Here is a 19,637-nt window from a genome sequence, read left to right as displayed (position 1 = left end):
TCGACTTAGCTAAAGTTACCCTAGCGTAACTTTAGCTAAATAGATTATGCCAATGGCATTAGGCAAAAAAATACCCCAGTCAAAGCTGGGGTATTGTAGCGATTTCTAGATTATTTGGAAGTATCGCAGTTGTGGCTTAGTAACATTAGCTCACGAAGTGCAACTGAGAACTTAGCAAAGTCGTGGCTTTGCGACGTCTTAAACTCAGTTAGCATTTGCTGCCAACGGTGTAGTAAGCCGGCTTGCTTATCCATCCACTGTTCAATCTGTTCATTGATGTCATTGTCATCACCAGCAAAGCTGTTTAACACAACCTCTGACAATGAACGCTGCTGCCAATCAAGCTCTTCACGATATGAAGCACGAGCAAGCGCCTGCCAATGGTTTGCAACAGGCTGAGCCGTAATTTGGTCAAGGAACCAATGTAGACCCATATTTGCACCAAGCGTAAAGTAAGTATTAGACACAACACCAATCTTACGACCAGAGCTATGTGCGACTTCCGCTAAGTCCATGACCGAGAACAAGCTTGAAAGCGATACGATACGCAGTGCAATCTCAGCTGGCACACCTTGAGATTCAAGGTCACGTGCTTTATCAACGATCTGCTCACTTTCATTAGCAACCATATAGTTGTGTAAATTTGCACTTAGATCTTTAAATGTTGGTGCAAAGAATGCGATGGCTTGCTCGATAGTTTGAGACTTATCACGGTGACGTAAGAACCAACGCGTTGCGCGGCGAACCGTACGACGTAATTGATATAGCATTTCCGTTTGAACCGCCGCTGGGATCTTATTATCAAGCGCAGAAATCGCTGACCACGTTTCCTTCATTTCAAAGATTGCACTTGAAATTGAGTAGCAAACTGCAATTTCTGCATCCGTTGCACCTGTTTCTTCGTGCATACGAACCATGAAGTTTAGACCCATATCGTTGACGATATTGTTTGCAAGTTTCGTTGCAATGATCTCTTTACGTAGCGGGTGATTATCCATCGCAGCATTGAAGCGCTCGCGCAGCGGTGCTGGGAACGAGTTCACTAACAACTGACGGTAGTATGGATTTTCTGAGATCTCATCAACAACTAATGTCTCTTTTAATACCATCTTAGAGTAAGAAACCAATACAGATAGCTCAGGACGCGTTAGGTCTTTACCTGCCGCCGCGCGCTCTGCTAGCTCTTCATCCGTCGGTAAGAATTCGATTGCACGATTTAGCTTGCCTTCTTTTTCAAGTGCATGGATAAAGCGTACTTTCTCTTTAAGCGTTGCAGGACCTTTAGACTTGGTAATCGAAAGCGTATGCGTTTGGCGATAACAATCTTTCAGTACCAATTCTGATACTTCATCAGTCATTGAATACAGTAATTCGTTACGCTGCTTATTCGTCAATTCACCTTCAGCCACTAGGCCGTTAAGTAGGATCTTGATATTAACTTCGTTATCCGAACAGGCAACACCACCTACGTTGTCGATAAAGTCAGTATTGATACGACCACCGTTTGAAGCAAATTCAATACGACCCAACTGAGTAGCACCTAAGTTACCACCTTCACCGAAGATCTTCGCCCCAAGCTCACCACCGTTGATACGTAGCGCGTCGTTTGCACGGTCGCCTACTTCAGCATCCGTTTCAGATTTAGACTTAATGTAAGTACCGATACCACCGTTCCAAAGTAAATCAACTGGCATCTTCAACAATGCTTTGATCAACTCGTTTGGTGTCATGCTCGATTTCTTGGTGCCTATCATTTTCTTCATTTCAGCGCTTAGCGTAATTGCTTTTGCTGCACGAGAGAAAATACCACCGCCCTCAGAGATCAGCTCCTTATTATAATCTTCCCAGCTTGAACGTGGCAGATTAAATAGGCGCTCACGCTCTACATACGAGCTTGCTGCATCTGGGTTTGGATCGATAAAGATGTGCATGTGGTTGAATGCCGCTTGTAAACGAATATGCTTAGATAGCAGCATACCGTTACCAAATACATCACCACCCATGTCACCGATACCAACCGCTGTGAAGTCAGTTGTTTGACAGTCAATGTCCATTTCACGGAAGTGACGCTTGACCGATTCCCAACCGCCTTTAGCAGTAATACCCATCTTCTTGTGGTCGTAACCGATTGAACCACCTGATGCGAAAGCGTCACCAAGCCAAAAGTTATAAGACTCAGCAATACCATTTGCGATATCAGAGAAAGTCGCAGTGCCTTTATCCGCTGCAACAACTAGGTATGGGTCGTCTTCGTCGTGACGAACAACATCCACTGGCGGTACGATGTCACCATGTACGATGTTATCAGTGATGTCTAGTAGACCACGGATGAAGATCTTGTAACACTCTTGGCCTTCTTTGAAGAAAGCTTCACGTTCAGTTGGAAGTTGTTTACAAACAAAACCACCTTTAGAACCTACAGGCACGATAACCGTATTCTTAACTTGCTGGGCTTTAACTAAGCCAAGTACTTCTGTGCGGAAATCTTCACGACGGTCTGACCAACGTAGACCACCACGCGCCACTTTACCGCCACGTAAGTGAACACCTTCTACGCGTGGAGAGTATACGAAGATTTCAAACGCTGGTAATGGCAACGGCATATCTGGCACTGCGCTTGGCTGGATCTTGAATGACGTGTACGACTTATTCGTGCCGTCTGCTTCTTTTTGATAGAAGTTAGTACGCAGCGTTGCATTGATCATATCAACGTATAAACGAATGATACGGTCATCATCTAAATTCGCTACATTTTCAAGCTCAAGGTAGATTGCATCGACGACTTTCTGAAGTGCTTTTTCAGTGGCCACTTTCTTCGGTGCAAACTTCTTCACAAATAGATCAACAATCATCGCTGCAATATGCGGATAACGGTCAAACGTATTCTCGATGTAAGACTGCGAGAACGTCACACCAATCTGGCGCATATATTTAGCATACGCGCGTAGAATAGATGCTTCACGACCTGTTAGTCCACCTAGTAACACTAAACGGTTAAAGCCATCATTTTCAAGGCGGTTATTCCACACATTGGTCAATGCTGCACGAAAACGCGCTGATACTTTTTCAAAATCCGTGATCCCTTTGCTGTCGATAAGCATAGAGAAATCCATGATCCAGTTTACTTGACCATCAGTCGTCTTCACGGCGTATGGTGTTTCACCAATAACACGTAGACCAAAGTTCTCAAGCATTGGCATCACGTCTGATAAGTGAATAGGCTCTGCTTTATGGAACAGACTCAAACGAACAAGTTGTGACGTTGCTTCTTCTTGAGGTCTGTAGAACAGCATCTCAAGTTTATTGTCATCGTTTAGTTGCTCTAGCTTCTCGATGTCTACGACTGCTGCGCTTGGCAACACTTGGTCTTTATAAGCAGACTGGAACGCATTCGTGTATTTACGGTTTAACTCGTTACCACGAGACTCACCCGTTCTTTCAAGAAGCGCTGATTGTAGCTTGTCTTCCCAAGTACGAGCGGCTTCTACCAAGTTATTTTCGATTTCTTTCACGTTGTAATCTATGTTGTTGTCATCAACACGGACGATGTAATGCGTACGCGCTAGTGTTGATTCAGAGAAAAAGGTGGTGAACTCTACTTTGTCGCTAGACTTAAATGCACGGCCTAGCAGTTGCTGAGTTTCACGGCGCAACGCAGTGTTGTATCGCTCTCTTGGCACATAAACCATACAAGAGAAGAAACGACCATACACATCCTTACGCACAAATAAGCGACACATGTCACGCTCTTGAGTTTGTAGAACGCCCATTGCCACTTCAAGTAGCTCGCTTTCGCGTGCCTGTACTAACTCATCACGAGGATAGGTTTCAAGAATATTGAGTACCGCCTTGTATGCATGTGTGCCTTTAGCAAAGTCACATTGCTCCATGATGCGGTTAATTTTACTCTTAAGTACCGGAACATCTACCGCACTGTTGTTGTAGAAGCTAGATGAAAACAAACCAATGAAACGGTCTTCACCAATCACGTTACCTTCATCATCAAAACGCTTGATACCAACATAGTCGATATACGCTGGTCTATGAACGCGTGACAATGAGTTTGTCTTGGTTAAGATCAACAAGTTGTTACTACGTGCCTCTTTGCGCGCAACTTCAGGCAGTTCAGACAATAAACGGCTATGATCGTCACCTGAGTTCTTCATCAGGCCGAGACTTGTGCCTTCAACTGGCTTCAGCTCATAGTCACCTTGAACTGGAGTCAAATCATATTGGCGATAGCCCATAAAGGTAAAGTTGTCGCTAACCAGCCAGTCTAAAAACTCGACGGCTTCAGCAACTTCTTCTTTTGAACAACTATAATGACGGGTCGGCAGCTCTTTACTTACGCTCACCAATTTATCGCGAATTGGTAGCCAATCAGCAACCGCAACAGAAACATCATTTAAGACAGATTCAAGCTCAGCCGTAAAATCAGCGATCACCGAATCATCTGTTTGCCTGTCGATTTCGATAAAGAATACGGTCTTAGTAGACGTAGATTCTTGTTCTGCTTTTAAGTTAGAAACTGCGGTGATTGCACCTGCATCGTTTCTTTGTAACTTAAGTGGAGAATGAAGTAATAGGTGAGAGACTATGTTTTTTCGATTCATCGCCATGCGCACTGAATCAACCAAAAACGGCATATCTTTAGCGATTATCTCGACAATCGTATGCGATGATTGCCATCCATCCTTTGCAACCTCAGGATTAAAAACGCGAATGACGGCATCGTCAGACTTGTTTTTATCAAGGGCATTCCAAAGGCTCAATGCTGCGCCGTATAAGTCACTGTCGTTACGATGTGCCAAATCCTCTTTAGACATGTTGCTGTACAAGGTTTTGGCAAACGTTTCGACAAGTGACACTTTGTCAGCATGGACTTTTTTATGGATAAGCTTGCAGACGTTATCTAGGATAACAGAAGCTGTGCCTTCATTTTGTGTCATTATGTGTTCCTTAATCTATACCACCTTTGAACGGTAGATTATTTGTACAGCCATTTATTAGCGTGGAGTCAGGTAAATTCTAACCTTTCTGACGCTAATAAACAGCCTTTTTGACGAAAACATTTCAAGCTTTTCAGCTGTTTGCTCATCTATTCACAAAAAATAGATATAAATCGCCAATACCAAATAAAAAGGAGCACAATTATTCACATTATTTTTTCTGGTCAGACCAGATTAGCGTTCCAATTGCAGGTAAAAGCAGCACAGCACCCAGCATATTTACCAAGAACATGAAGGTTAAAAGGATACCCATATCAACCTGGAACTTAAGCGCAGAGAAAATCCAAGTGCTTACTCCAATAGCCAATGTGATACCAGTAAACAGTACCGCACTGCCTCGTTCAGCAAGCGCATTTCGATAGGCAACCGACAACGGCATACCTTGCTTAAGCTGTCCCATCATTGAGGATAGAATATAAATGCCGTAATCGACACCTATTCCTACACCCAAAGCGATTACTGGTAGCGTCGACACCGTTAAACCGATTTCAAGCTGCACCATAAGCGCCTGAGCAAGCGTTGATACCACGTATAAAGGCAGTACCACTGCGATAGTCGCTCGAACGCTCCTAAAGCTCGCTAGGCACAACAGAATCACCGCTCCGTACACATAGAGCATCATAGGAACCTGTGCCTCGGAAACGGATTCATTTGTTGCCGCCATCACACCGATTGGACCTGATGCTAATTTAAAGGCAACGTCATCCGTTCCTTCTTCTTCTGAGAACTGTTTGATCTTTGCAATCACGTGGTCGATAGACTCGGCCTTATGATCTTCCATAAAGATGATAATGGGCATCACCGAGCAATCACCATTGAGTAGCCCAGAGCTTGTCTCCACTCGAGAGGTAGCTTGAACTAGAGAAGCGGTATTTCTTGGTAACGTCTGCCACTTTAAGTTACCTTCGTTGTACCCAGCATTAACCGCTTGTGCAACGGAGCTTAAAGAAACAGCCGATTGTACACTCGGTAAGTTTTCTACTCGCCATTGGAAGCGACTAATACGCTCCATTGTATCGTGCTCAGTACAAGCCGCAGGTGTCGCTTCTACAATGACCTTTAAGATATCAGAAGAAATGGCATAACGGTCTGAGATAAGGAAAGTGTCTTGGTTGTATCTGGCATCTTCATGTAGCGCCGGTGCACCAGCATGTAAATCACCAATACGCATTTTTTCAGATTGCCAGTAGCCAAATGCGAATAGTACTGCACTGATAAGTAAAATCACTCTGGCCACTTTTTTGTCTGTGGTTTTCACCAAGGCCTCTCGCATTGCTTCAAACATACCATGGCTGGCGTTTTTACCATCACCAAGTCGCTTAATATTTGCAGACTCAAAAAAGGACGCCATCACAGGAAGTAGTACCAAGTTGGTAAAGATAATAACCGCAACCCCTAAACTGGCAGTAATAGCAAGTTCACGAATAATGCCGATGTCGATTGCCAGTAAGGTTAAGAAGCCTACTGTATCAGAAAGTAATGCAATTCCACCTGGGATAAGTAATGCTTTGAAGCTCGCTTCAGCCGCTACTTTGCAACTTACCCCTTCTGCTACTTTTTTGCCTATCGCGTTGATCATTTGCACACCGTGACTCACGCCAATGGCGAAGACTAAGAAAGGCACCAAAATAGACATAGGGTCGACACCAAACCCCAAAGTACTGAGTAAACCCATCTGCCAAATCACAGCAATAAATGAGCAAACAATGGGGAGCAGCGTAAGCTTAAAGCTCTTGCAGAACATCCATACCATAATAAAGGTAAAAGCAATTGCTAATGCAAAGAAGAGCACTACTCCCTTTGCTCCATCAGCAATATCACCGGCCATTTTAGCAAAGCCGATTATATGTATACTCACTTTGTCAGTGCTAAGCGGAGCTCGGATCTCTGATTCTAGTTTTTGCGCAAATGCTAAGGTATCGAGCTTTTCTTGGGTTTGCGGATCGGTTTCCATTAACTGTGCGGTTACCATGGCACAAGAATAGTCACTCGCAACCATACGACCCACAACTTTTGCTTTCTCGATGTTCTGCTTTACAACCGCTAGACCTTGTTCAGTGGGTTGAAAGTTAGCAGGAATGATAGGTCCACCGGCAAAGCCGTCCTCTACCACCTCAACGAATCTCGCACTGGGTGCAAAGATTGAATTCACCAGTGGACGATTAACGCCAGGGATAAAATAGAGCTGATCATGCACCGCCTTTAGCTGAGTGAAAAATGGCTCATTAAAGATGTCACCATCTTTATCACAAACAGAAATAAGAATACTATTTGCACCACCAAACTGTTTTTCGTGCTTCAAGTACACTTTCATGTATTCATGATTTAATGGAATATTTTTGTTAAATGACGCATCGAGTTGAATTTGTGTGGCTTTGAAGCCCAAAAATATCGTCGTCAATACGAAAAAAGACACGACGGTAATACGATGCCTAAAGATGGCGTATACCAATTGATTTAAAAACGCTTGCATTAGTTTTTCACCTCTACCTCAGCAATCCCCTGCTCCGTCGCTAGAATTAGCTGATTCTTTTTAACCACGCCTGCTAAAATAGAGTGGCCGTTTTTTAGTTGTTTTGAGGTTAGCTTACCTGCTTTCAACGTGAATATTACGCCGCTGTTAGCAAACATATAGGTCACATTATCTTTGTGGGCAATACTATTTATTGTCGCCGTTTTTTGAGTATCAAGCTGCACTACTTGCTGTGCATTGCCAATAAATGCGTTGCCCCTAAGGCCTGCAACAATAAGTTGGTTATCTGATGTTTGATCAACAGCAAAAAATGAACCACGATAAAAAGGCTCAAATTTTTGCCATGTTTTTCCTAAGTCATCACTTTGTGCCACAAGTCCCATTTCACCGGCAAGATACATCATGCCTTCGGCGATTAACAGGCGATTAAAATGGGGAAGAATAAATGCCGTTTCTTGTTCGTATGCCGCTGGGTCCTGCGCTTTTAAATCGGCTAAGTAGTCGACATCATCGGGGTGAACAAATTCACTGATAAAACGTTTTGTCCAAGACTCACCACCATCAGTGGTCTCAAAAAACATGCCATAAGCGCCCACAGCAAAGCCGTGTTGTTGGTCAATAAACTCAATATCAAGACAAGGCTTTTCCAATGTTGGTAGATATTGTTTTAGCGCCCATGTTTTACCACCGTCTGTGGTTTTGATTATGCTGGCATCATGGCCACAGGCCCAACCAATATCTTTGCCTTTAAATGTCACAGAGGTTAACAGTGATTGAATTGGCACCTCTGCCTGCGTCCAGTTTTGCCCTTCTTGCTTAATAATTATTGTGCCGTGTTTACCTACTGCAATTAACGCATCACCGTTATCTGTAATGTCTGTGAAAAGCGTTTGCTCTGGGTGAGCGACCATCAGGGCTGATTTTGCTGAAATCTGGTCACTACTTTCGGCTACTGCTGCGTGCGCCATAGTTAAAATCGAGGCTGCTACTAACTTCTTCATCATGAGAAAACACTCGAGTTGTGAGAGGAAAGGAGGAAGAAGGCTGAAGCGAGGTTGCTTCAGCCTGATAATATTGGATTAACGACGCCCCTCACGGCGCAGAGCACCCTGAGTAAACTCGTTATCGTTGAAAGACTGACTAAAGTCGTACATGTCTTCTTCATTATCTAACCCGATCGCAAGGTAGCGACGAGAGTTTAGATCATGATAGACATCCAACGTACTCCAATGCGTCGGCACTTCGTAGTAGTTAAGACCATGCGCCATCGCAACGCGATACATCTGGTCACGGTTATCATAGATATCCGTTACGTGGATTTGCCAGCTATCTTCATCAATATAGAACACACGCTTTTTGTAAATATGGCGAGTACCTTCTTTCAGGTTAGCTTCAACTACCCATACGCGGTGCTTTTCATATCGTACATGCTCTGGGTTAATATGACCGGCCATCAAGATATCATCATACTTCAGCTTGTCGCTATGTAGCTTGTAACTGTTGTAAGGGATATACATCTCTTTTTTGCCAACAAGTTTCCAATCATAGCGGTTTGGCGAGCCGTTAAACATATCAAAGTCATCTGTTGTACGTAAGCTATCTGAGGCAGTTCCTGGTGCATCATATGCAACGTTTGGTGCACGTCTTACACGACGCTGACCTGCGTTATAGGTCCAAGCCTGGCGAGGTGTCAGAATTTGGTCCATGGTTTCATGTACAAGCAGTGCTGTCCCAGCAAGACGTGCAGGCTCTGTAACTCGCTGCTTAAACTTAAACAGGATATTTGACTCTTGCAATGCTTCAGGTGTTGCGTCTGTTGCAGAGTACTTAACCAATAGCTGCTCATCGAAACCGATAATGTTATACGCACCTGACTCTGTCGGCATTGCTTGACCGCCGAAACGTGCAATCGACAAGCCACGGAAACGCAACAAGTGGTTCCAGATAGCTTCTAAGCCATCTTTTGGCACCGGAAACGGAATACCGATAGCGGTATTTTTAATGCCGTTACCACCTTCGATCAGCTCTGCTGTAGATGCGTATTTCTTTGTTGCATCATACACAAACTGCGGATAAGACGCGCTGCGTCTAGTTGGGTAAATGTTCATTTTGAACGTTTCGGGATACGTTTCAAATAGCGCAATTTGACCAGGGCTAAGCAATGATTTGTATTTATCTAAATTTGATTTATCAATTGTGAACAATACTTTGTCATCAGCAAATGGATCTGGATGGTGCATGCCCACTTCATAACCAGCTGGAGGCGCTGTGATCCCACCATTCCAAGCCGGAATACTGCCATCAGCATTACCCGCTTTCTCCGCACCGATAGGCGTCAAGTCTTTACCCAAACGTGCAACTTCATCAGCGCTCATCTTAGCCATAGCGCTGCTGGCAGACAGCATTGTAATTATTGTTGCTGCAATAAATGTAGGTTTTCTAAACATATCGAAAGCCCTTAAATTGAATACTTAATGTTGAATGAGATGAAGTCACGGTCCGCAAAGGTATTCGTCTTACCACCACCCCAGAATGTGTTATAGCCAAAATCAAATGACCACGAATTTAGGTAGTTAAAGTTTAGATTGATACCAAGCGACTTGCGATCCTCAACGAACAAGAACATAGGATCAGGGGTGATACCATTTACATCGTGCGAGAATACTACGCGTGGTGAGAAATTCACGCCACTAAATAGGTTGTTATACTCACCCTTAGCAATTAGGCGATAGCCCCATGCTGAAGCCGTAGGGAATGGGTTGGTTTCTGGACCGTTTGAGACTGCTTGGTGGATAAGATTGTAATCTCGGCCAGAAAGTCCCTCAATCGTGCCACTTCGACCAGTGCCAGCTACGTTCAGACGAAGCTCATCGTACTCTGGCATATCTTTGATAGTAACAGCACCTACTTCTCCAACCACTGCCCAGCTATCTGCACCTAACGAAGGGCCAAACAAATGTGTTGCAGTAAACTGCGCTTGAATAGTGTCTCGTAAGATATAACCTTGTGCAACTTCACCAGGACCGACATAAGCGATATCGTCCCCTTGACTAAGCTGAGATAAACCAGCCAAATCATCACGCAGACCAGCAGCAGCCAACTGCTCAACCATACCTGCGTAAAGTAGTTCAACGTCATCTATCTGCAGTGGTTCATCTTGTCTATATGCCACTTCACCAGCAAATGCGGTTTCACCAATCGCAGTATTAAAACTTAAGCCATACAGTTTGATGTCTTCTGGGTAGGTAATTTGCGCTTGAGTAAAGGCATTTAGGTTAGTGACATTGTCTGCAGTAATTTGATTTTGTGCGATGTAAGCTAAATCCGCCATTATCGCTTGCTGTGTAAAATTAGATGCTTTACCAGAAATCAAAGGTCTACGGCTGTGGTAATTAATGTAATACAAACCAAATTCAGTGTCGTTTAGCTCTGGAGAGAAAATACCTAAGCGTAAACCGTACTGACCACCATCATCAGGTTCGCTCTTACCGTTATTCCCTTTTCCTTTAAGTGCCACTTTAGTCGGATAAGCCATATACATGGAAGCTGCTGCACTGCCAACCGCTTCTGCTGTTGGTACTACACCTTGAGCGACCAATGCTGCCGTAGCATCAGCATATAAGCTGTTTAATGCATCTGTTAGGTGATACAGATCAATATCAGGGTTTGAGGTAAAACCAAGCTGAACGTTTTGCATATAACCGTTTTCAGATGCAAAATCATTGGTTGAGAAGTAACTACCTGTTGCTGGCAATCTGGTTTCATGCCATTGATACTGATAAAAGCCTTCAAGGTTAACGTTTTCAGACAAACCAATCGACGCCCAAAGCATACCTACAGGGATAAAGGCTTCTTTTACTTCAGAACCAGGCGCTTTCAAACGGTCAATATCCACTGGGTTGACGTTAATGCCGTGGGAAATAAGCGTACTTTCCCCCAGTTAACGACTTGCTGACCTAAACGCACGGAGAGCGGGTTTTTGCCATCATTGAGGTCAAAATCCGCCCAAACAAATGCATCTAGCAAGCGTAAATCCGAACAGACTTGTTTTCTGGTATCGTCGTCTTCACACGGGTCAACTTTTTTGCCTGAAACAGGGTTGCTATACGCAAAATCCCCATCTTCCATCGCAAAGTCGTAGAAATACATGAAACGCGTGAATAAACCATAGTTATCTTTGGTAATCGCTAAATCATGCGTACCTTTTAACAGCTGAGAGAAAGTATCTCCAGAGTCAAAATTTAGGTTACCAGCATCACCATTATTTGAATAGGCCCCTTGCTGTGACCAGATTTGTGACGAAGAATAGATCGTGTTGCCAGTGGTTGCTTTATAGCCTGTCCAGTCAAATTGCGGGTGGTTACTTTTACCGATGAAATCGAAGTTACGATCTTCAACACGAATGCTTTGACCATAAGAAAAAGTCGAGTCAAAAGTAATCTCGAAATCACCAACATCAAAACTGGCTGCGTGTACTGACGTGGCGGCAATGCCCATTACTGCCGCGCTAAGACCGAGCATGATTTTGTTTTTCACAAAAAGCGATCTTTTTATCATTATTTCTCCCCCTTTTGGCGGGTCATGTCTAGAGCTTAAGCTCTTAGAGTTATTGTTTTTTGTTGTCTAAACGATAGAAGCGAAACCGCGAAAATACAAATACTGCTCCACTAAATCAACGCTTTTTCGCCTCTAGGGGCGTATTTTACTCTTGGTAAGACGTCCTACCAGATAATTTATAACACGTATTTCAAGCTTATAACAAACTCATTTAACAAAAATAAAATATGTTTTGCAGTACTACTTCGATTAAGTGACTTTTTCTAACGATAGAAACTTATTGCTATCATCTAAGATGAGACGGAATCTGCCCCTAATCCCAATTGATGAAATAAAGGGGCGAATACGCTCTGCGGGGAAGCGAATGCTCTTCCCCCCATCTTCAATCACTTGCACTGAAGTGTAGTGCCCGTAGTAGTAACCGAGACACTTGTCGTAGCTCAAATCCATGTAAAAGAAGTACTCTTTCATCTACTGCGCTAGCGCCTTCTCTACCTTCTCATATAAGTCGTCGCTTAAGCCTTCTAAGTTAGCCAAACGACTCAACTGCGCGCGCATCAGCTGTTGCCGCGTTTCATCATAGCGTTTCCACGACATGAACGGCGTGATCATACGAGACGCATTTTGTGGGTTGATATTGTTTAGCTCCACCAATAAATCTCCCAATAACGCATAGCCCTTACCATCTGTACGATGGAATTGCGCGGGGTTACTTCTTGCGAAGCTTCCTATCAATGCGCGAACACGGTTGGGATTGCCTTTGTCAAAACAAGGATGTGCGTAAAGCGTATTGATATTCGATATCACGTCATCATTAGATAAGCTTGCACTTAGCGCAAACCATTTATCCATGACTAGGCTATCGTGACGCCATTGGCTATCAAATTGACTGAACAAACTTTCCATCTTTGCATGCTGCGCTGCGACAGCAGCTTTTAATGACGCAAGCTTGATGGTCATATTGTTTGACGAAAACTGACTATCAAGTGCGTTATCAACAATATCAGAGTCTGTTTTCGCTAAGTAGTAAAGCGCTTTATTTTTAAAAGCTCTGATCGCGACATCCTTTACGTCTAATGAACCTGAGTCTCGCAGTGACAAATAAGCGAGTTCAAAGACAGATTGCAGTGATTGGGCTATTTGCATTTCAAACGCATCAGAAATTGAAACGAGTTTGTCTACTGGGATAATTTCAAATTGACTGGCTAACGTATCAAACGTAGGTAAAGTCAATAACTCAGCCAGTAGCGCAAGGTCTCCATCTAACGTTTCCACCAATGAGGACAGCGCACTGAGGACTTTTGAATCTAGTACGAAATCGTCTGACGTAACCGCTCGTTTAACTTCAATCATAAAGATTTGCTGCATTGCTTCCCAGCGAGCGTAATCACTGCGCGCAAAACGCAATATGTGTAGTAAGTCATCAATGGAATAGCTGTACTCCATAAGTACAGGTGCCGAGAAATCTTCTAGCAATACAGGAACCGGTTTACTTACAACTTGCTCAAATTCAAACCGCTGTTCAAATTCAGTAATATCTAACGCTCGTTGTATTTCCCCCAGCTTTGTTAGCAACGGGATGCTTTCACCTTGCTCATCCAAAAGCTCTAGCTTAAAAGGAATATGCAGTGGCGCTTTTACGGGGTCGCAATCGGCATGGCTTTGGCTCACCGTAATTGCGTATGTTTGTGCCAGTTCGTCATACTCGGTAGCCACTTTTACTCTTGGCGTGCCGAATTGCTCATACCATAGTTTAAATTGCGTTAAATCAACACCAGAAGCATCCATCATTGCATTAACGAAATCATCGCATGTCACAGCTTGTCCGTCATGACGATCAAAGTAAAGCTTCATCCCTTTTTGGAAGTTTGCTTCCCCCAATAAGGTATGCATCATACGGATCACTTCAGCGCCTTTGTTATAAACAGTCACGGTATAGAAGTTATTCATTTCAATAACTTGCTGCGGCCTTATTGGGTGTGCCATTGGCCCCGCATCTTCCGCAAACTGATGCGTACGCATCGCCATTACTGCGTCGATACGGTTTAGTCCACGAGAACCTAAATCGCTGCTAAATTCCTGATCTCTAAATACAGTTAGGCCTTCTTTTAAACTAAGCTGAAACCAATCACGACAGGTAACCCGGTTTCCAGTCCAGTTATGGAAATATTCATGTCCAACTATCGACTCAATGGTGTGAAAGTCTCGGTCTGTCGCAGTCTCTTGGCTTGCCAACACACAGGCACTATTAAAGACATTCAGCCCCTTGTTTTCCATTGCCCCCATATTGAAAAAATCAACCGCGACAATCATGTATATATCGAGATCGTACTCCAAATCAAACCTTGACTCATCCCATTCCATGGACTTTTTTAGTGACGTCATAGCATGGGGCGCTTTATGTAAGTTGCCTTTATCAACAAACAGCGCCAACTTCACCTCTCTACCCGATTTAGTGATGTAGTTATCCTCTAATACGTCAAAGTCGCCGGCAACTAGTGCAAACAAGTAGCTTGGTTTTTTATGCGGATCGTGCCATTTTGCAAAATGCCTGCCATCACTTAGGCTCCCTTCTTCAATTTTATTACCATTTGAGAGTAAGTAGCGATACTTAGACTCACCGATGACAGTGACCGTATAGGTCGTCAGTACATCAGGTCTATCCATGAAGTAGGTGATTTTTCTAAAACCTTCCGCTTCACATTGCGTGCAGTAAGCCCCATCAGAGAGGTATAAGCCTTCTAGCGACGTGTTTGTTTGCGGCGAAATTTTAGTGACAATTTTGAGCTCAAAGGTCTCTGGTAAGTTGGAAAGTATCAGTTTAGAATCTGATTTTTCAAGACTTTGCCACTCTTCACCATTTATCTGACAAGACTCTAGCTCTAGATCAACGCCATCTAATACCAGTTGTGTCGCCCCGCTCACCGCGACAAACTGGCTTACAGCAGTCACGATTGTATTTCTTGGGCTTAACTCAAAGGTCAAACAAAGCGCATCAACAGTATGGCTTGGTGCAAGGTAATCTTTAAGAAATTTAGCTTGTGGTTTTTGAGTCATATATAGTCCTTACAAAAACGCCCCAATAAGGGGCGAGTGATAAAACAAATTTGATACCGCCAATGCTAATGATAGGCGTATTATTTCTATTTGACCTGAGCGAAAGCGCCTGAGCGAGATAGCAAATGCGATATTTTACGCTCGGTCCACTTTCTCATTTTGATTCTTCCGCGTTTATCGTCGGTGGCGTTATCTTAAGGATCTTGATACCAAGATACGCGTAGATGACAGCCAGCACAGGATTGATCAAGTTAAAGAATGCGTACATGGCATAATCAAACGGATTGATCAGTAGTACACTTTGCATATATGCGCCGCAGGTATTCCAAGGGATCAATGGACTAGTGATTGTGCCACCATCTTCCAGCGTACGTGAGAGGTTTACACTCTTCAAACCGCGCTTTTTGTATTCTTCTTTGAACATACGACCAGGGACAACAATCGCGATGTACTGATCCGCTGCAACTAGGTTTGTACCAATACAAGTTGCGATAGTCGAAGCAATTAATGAGCCCGTGCTCTTTGCAATTTTAAGAATGCTGCGTACGAAGACATCAAGTAAGCCGGTTTTTTCCATAATGGCACCGAACATCAATGCTGTCATCACCAGCCAAGTTGTCGTTAGCATTGATGACATGCCACCACCACTTAACAGGTCGTCCATTTTTGCATCGCCTGTTTGCAACGCAAAACCGTCAAAGAAAGTCGCCCACACCAATTTAACGTAGCCCACTAACTCACCTTGGCTAGCATCGATTTGACTTGCAATTAGATCACCTTGGAACAACACAGCCCATATCGCTCCCATCACCGCGCCGATTGAAATTGCAGGAAAAGCAGGCATTTTCTTGATAGCTAGCCCAAGCAGCACCAGCAAAGGAACTAGCATTAACAGATTAATGTTGAAATTAGTTTGAAGTATCGAAACAATTTCATCTATTCGCCCCGCCTCGCTTGACGCTTCAGCATTAAAGCCCATGACAATAAATATAATAAGTGCGATTACAAAGCTAGGTACAGTGGTCCAAAGCATATGCTGAATATGATCAAATAAATCACTACCAGCGACTGCAGGCGCTAAGTTTGTGGTTTCAGATAATGGGCTTAACTTATCACCAAAATAAGCACCTGAAATGACTGCACCCGCGGTTACGACCTGATCTAAGCCAAGCCCCGTCGCCACACCTAATAGCGCCACACCTATGGTTGCGGCCGTCGTCCATGAGCTACCTATACTCATCGCCACAATCCCACAAATCAAACAACTCGCGGCATAAAACCAACTTGGATTGATAATTTGTAGTCCGTAATAAATCAGTGTGGGAACTGTGCCAGACAACAGCCAAGTACCTATTAGGGCACCTACCATCAATAAAATGATAATGGCGCCAAGAGAGATAGTTATCCCCTTTATCATCGCTTCTTCAAGCGTCTTCCATGTAAAACCATTTTTTAAACCGACGAGTGCAGCTGTGAATGTCGCAAAGAGCAAGGCAATTTGGTTTGGGCCAGATGACGAACTGTCACCATAGAGATACACCGCGGCACCGAGCAAAGCGACCAATAATGTGATCGGAATAAGAGCGTCAATAAATGACGGCTGTTTTTGTTGTTTCAAAAGGAATACTCCTACGCACGACGACCCATGCTTATAATTATTTTATTTGCAGTATACCGTTTTGAGCCGTTTTGAGTAGTTAGGTTGCCAGTGGTCGAGCCACGCACCATTCTCAAAAAGCCTCAAAAGAGTATTAGCTTAGAAAATCTGGCTGATGATAACAAAATTTGTAAAGTAAAAGTAAGTGTAAAAGGCATAATAAAAGGCGCTTGAAGCGCCTTTTATTATTTATTAACTTCGTTTTTGGCTATCCGCCCGTATGAAATTAGATCCTGCGTGATGAGCGCGGCCTCTTCAAGGTAAGGGTCTAACTCCGAAATAACCTCTGGTGCATCGTCCAAATCTTTAACTGGCTCTAAACCAAGGCGCTTCAACCTTTCGTTTGTTCGTTTCAATACGAGGTCATCGCGCTCTTCACGCTCTTTAATACGCTCGGCTTCAACTAACGAGATCGCCTTATCGTCTTTGCGCGCTTTGTATTCTTCAATATCTTTATAAATATATTCGAATTCTGGCTCTGCTTTTACTCGCTCATCATGGCGCTTGCTCAAGTATTGGATAGTTGGCGATAAGTTATCTAGACTCGCGTATTTTGCACGAACAATACTATCCCAAGGTAACGCATTATCCTCTTGGCTCTCTCCCCACTCTTCAGGGTTGATTGCCGATGGTAGCAAGATATCAGGGATCACGCCTTTATGTTGTGTACTGCCTCCGTCGATACGATAAAACTTCGCAATAGTATAAGTTACACTTCCCAAGGGATTTTCGAATAAATCGTAGTTTTTACCGAGGCCACGATGTTGTTGCACAGTGCCTTTACCAAAGGTTTGCTCACCAATCACCACTGCTCGGCCATAATCTTGCATCGCAGCAGCAAAAATCTCGGATGCCGACGCACTGTAGCGGTCAACTAACACAGTCAAAGGTCCATCATAAAAGGTAATACCATCTCTATCTTGCTGACTTTCAACACGGTTATAGGCGGTATGGATCTGAACAACTGGACCTTGGTCAAAGAATAAACCGGATAGTTGGGTCGCTTCGTAAAGCGAGCCACCACCATTTTGGCGTAGATCTATAATAACCCCGTCTACTTTGGCTTCTTTAAGTTTAGCAATTTCAGTTTTTACATCTTGAGAAAGATTATTGTAGAAACTGGGGATTTCTATCACGCCTATTTTGCTTTGTAGCTCAGAATACTTGGCTTCAAAGACAGAAGACTTAACTGCGCGATCTTCTAATTTTACTTTGTCACGGACAATTTCAACGACTTTAGGCGTACCGTGACTATCAGTGCCTTTAAGGTATTGAAGTCGAACTTTGGTCCCCTTAGGGCCTTTGATGAGATCGACTACATCATCTAAACGCCAGCCGATAACGTCTACAAATTCTTTATCATCTTGTGCTACGCCGATGATTTTGTCGTCTGGCTTAAGCTTTTCGGTTTTGTCCGCAGGGCCGCCAGGAACTAAACTCCGGATCACGGTGTAATCTTCGTCGTAACTTAATACCGCACCAATACCTTCAAGCTCTAAGTCCATATCCATTTTGAACTGTTCAGCACGGCGTGGCGAGAGATAGGAAGTGTGTGCTTCAATACTGCGTGCAAACGCATTCATGATGACTTGGAATGCATCTTCACTATTCGTTTGAACTAGACGTTTCTGCGCATTTTTATAACGCTTGGTAAGAATTTCCTTAATCTCTTCCCAATTTTTGCCAGTCAACTTTAAGCGCAGCGCATCAGATTTCACGCGCTGGCGCCAATATTCATCAAGTTCACTTGTCGCGGTTGCATAACTTTGCTCTTCTCTGTCAAAAATGAATTCATCCTTTTTGTCAAAATCCATTTCTTTGTCGAGTAAGCCAATCGCAAAATCATAGCGCTCAAAGCGACGCTTCATGCTTAGATTAAACATATCATAAGCAAAACCCAGTTTTCCTGAGATCAATGCATCATCAAATTGTTTACGATATTGTTGAAAACTATCGATATCCGACTGTAGAAGCAAAGACTTGTTATAGTCGATGGCTTCTACGTAACGATCGAAAATTTTATCTGATAAGCTGTCATCAAAGCTGAAGCGTTTATAGTGTTGTCGAGTAAATAGGTTAGTCACTCGTTTACTAGCCGTTGTGTGTTGCGCTTCTGGTTTGAGAACCGGCAAGTCCTTAATAGTGACTGTGCTTGTTGAAGCTAAAGTAACACTCGATACGAACGCGGCGACTAGGGAAATGAGTGGTAACTTTTTACTCATATACAACTCCTTACTGGATATATAGGCTATCTGCTTTAGTTTTAACTTGCATTCCTGTTACAAGCTCTACGTGCACTTCGTCATTTTTGACTTCTGTGATAGTAGCGTTAACAAGCGCTTGACCAAGTTTAACTTTAACTTTGTTATTAACCTTGACCTGTTCAGCCGGTAAAGGTTCAACTTTACCACTACGCTTTGGCTTAACTTCAGCAGGTTTATTACTCATTTTAGGGCGTTTTTGGTCTTGGCGATCCCTAGAGTGAGGTTTCTTTTTGTAAGATTTTGTTTCGCCATCGCGATTGTTTGGACGCTGGGGCTTTTTACGTTTAGCCATTTTTGCACGGCTCTCGGCCAGTGCTTTTTCTGCGTGCTCAACGTGCTCTTGCTCAACCTTTTCTGCTTGATTGCCGTCTAGGTCTACACGAAACTCGTTCTTGGTTACTGCTTCTAGATAACGCCAGTTCGAAGTGTACTTACGAAGCGCCTGACGCACTTGAGTTTTACTGACTTTGTCAGAGCCCTCAATACGCTCAGCGATATCTTTGAAAATACCGACTTTAAGTGGCCTAATCCCATCCTTTTGCTTGAAGCAGTTAGGAAATTCTGAAAATAAGAAGTCTAATACTTCATTTGTGTCTTTTAGCTTGTTTGTGGTTTCCATT

At 43.5% G+C, this 19,637-nt stretch carries 9 protein-coding genes and 1 pseudogene; all 10 read right to left on the bottom strand.

The window, feature by feature from the left end; genetic code table 11:
- Positions 1-110: 110 nt before the first annotated feature.
- Entirely contained in the window at positions 111-4,949 is a 4,839-nt protein-coding gene (locus tag B1L02_RS07555) for an NAD-glutamate dehydrogenase (protein WP_088530539.1), read from the bottom strand.
- 211 nt (positions 4,950-5,160) lie between these two features.
- Positions 5,161-7,482, bottom strand: coding sequence for an efflux RND transporter permease subunit (locus B1L02_RS07550; RefSeq protein WP_088530538.1), 2,322 nt, complete (start codon positions 7,480-7,482; stop codon positions 5,161-5,163).
- Positions 7,482-8,483: a WD40/YVTN/BNR-like repeat-containing protein gene (locus B1L02_RS07545; RefSeq protein ID WP_223192081.1), complete on the bottom strand. Its 1,002-nt coding sequence runs from the start codon at positions 8,481-8,483 to the stop codon at positions 7,482-7,484. Before B1L02_RS07545 ends, B1L02_RS07550 begins: the two co-directional genes overlap by 1 nt.
- A gap of 78 nt (positions 8,484-8,561) precedes the next feature.
- Positions 8,562-9,929, bottom strand: a complete 1,368-nt coding sequence (locus tag B1L02_RS07540) for a DUF1329 domain-containing protein (protein WP_088530536.1) — start codon at positions 9,927-9,929, stop codon at positions 8,562-8,564.
- Positions 9,930-9,940: 11 nt separating this feature from the next.
- Positions 9,941-12,039: pseudogene (locus tag B1L02_RS07535) on the bottom strand (DUF1302 domain-containing protein).
- A gap of 249 nt (positions 12,040-12,288) precedes the next feature.
- Positions 12,289-12,510, bottom strand: coding sequence for a DUF2835 domain-containing protein (locus tag B1L02_RS07530; protein ID WP_010604628.1), 222 nt, complete (start codon positions 12,508-12,510; stop codon positions 12,289-12,291).
- Entirely contained in the window at positions 12,511-15,096 is a 2,586-nt protein-coding gene (gene pepN, locus B1L02_RS07525) for an aminopeptidase N (protein WP_088530535.1), read from the bottom strand. It abuts the gene before it with no gap.
- A 154-nt stretch (positions 15,097-15,250) separates the two neighbouring features.
- Entirely contained in the window at positions 15,251-16,714 is a 1,464-nt protein-coding gene (gene nhaC, locus B1L02_RS07520) for a Na+/H+ antiporter NhaC (protein ID WP_088530534.1), read from the bottom strand.
- A 224-nt stretch (positions 16,715-16,938) separates the two neighbouring features.
- Positions 16,939-18,975 (bottom strand): carboxy terminal-processing peptidase, encoded by a 2,037-nt coding sequence (prc, locus tag B1L02_RS07515; protein WP_088530533.1) that lies wholly within the window; start codon positions 18,973-18,975, stop codon positions 16,939-16,941.
- Between the two features lie 10 nt (positions 18,976-18,985).
- Entirely contained in the window at positions 18,986-19,636 is a 651-nt protein-coding gene (gene proQ, locus B1L02_RS07510) for an RNA chaperone ProQ (protein ID WP_088530532.1), read from the bottom strand.
- Position 19,637: the final 1 nt, after the last annotated feature.

The sequence above is a fragment of the Pseudoalteromonas piscicida genome (assembly GCF_002208135.1).
Lineage (GTDB): Bacteria > Pseudomonadota > Gammaproteobacteria > Enterobacterales > Alteromonadaceae > Pseudoalteromonas > Pseudoalteromonas piscicida_A.
Note: the sequence above shows the minus strand (reverse complement) of the source record. Positions and strands in the feature narration are given on the sequence as shown.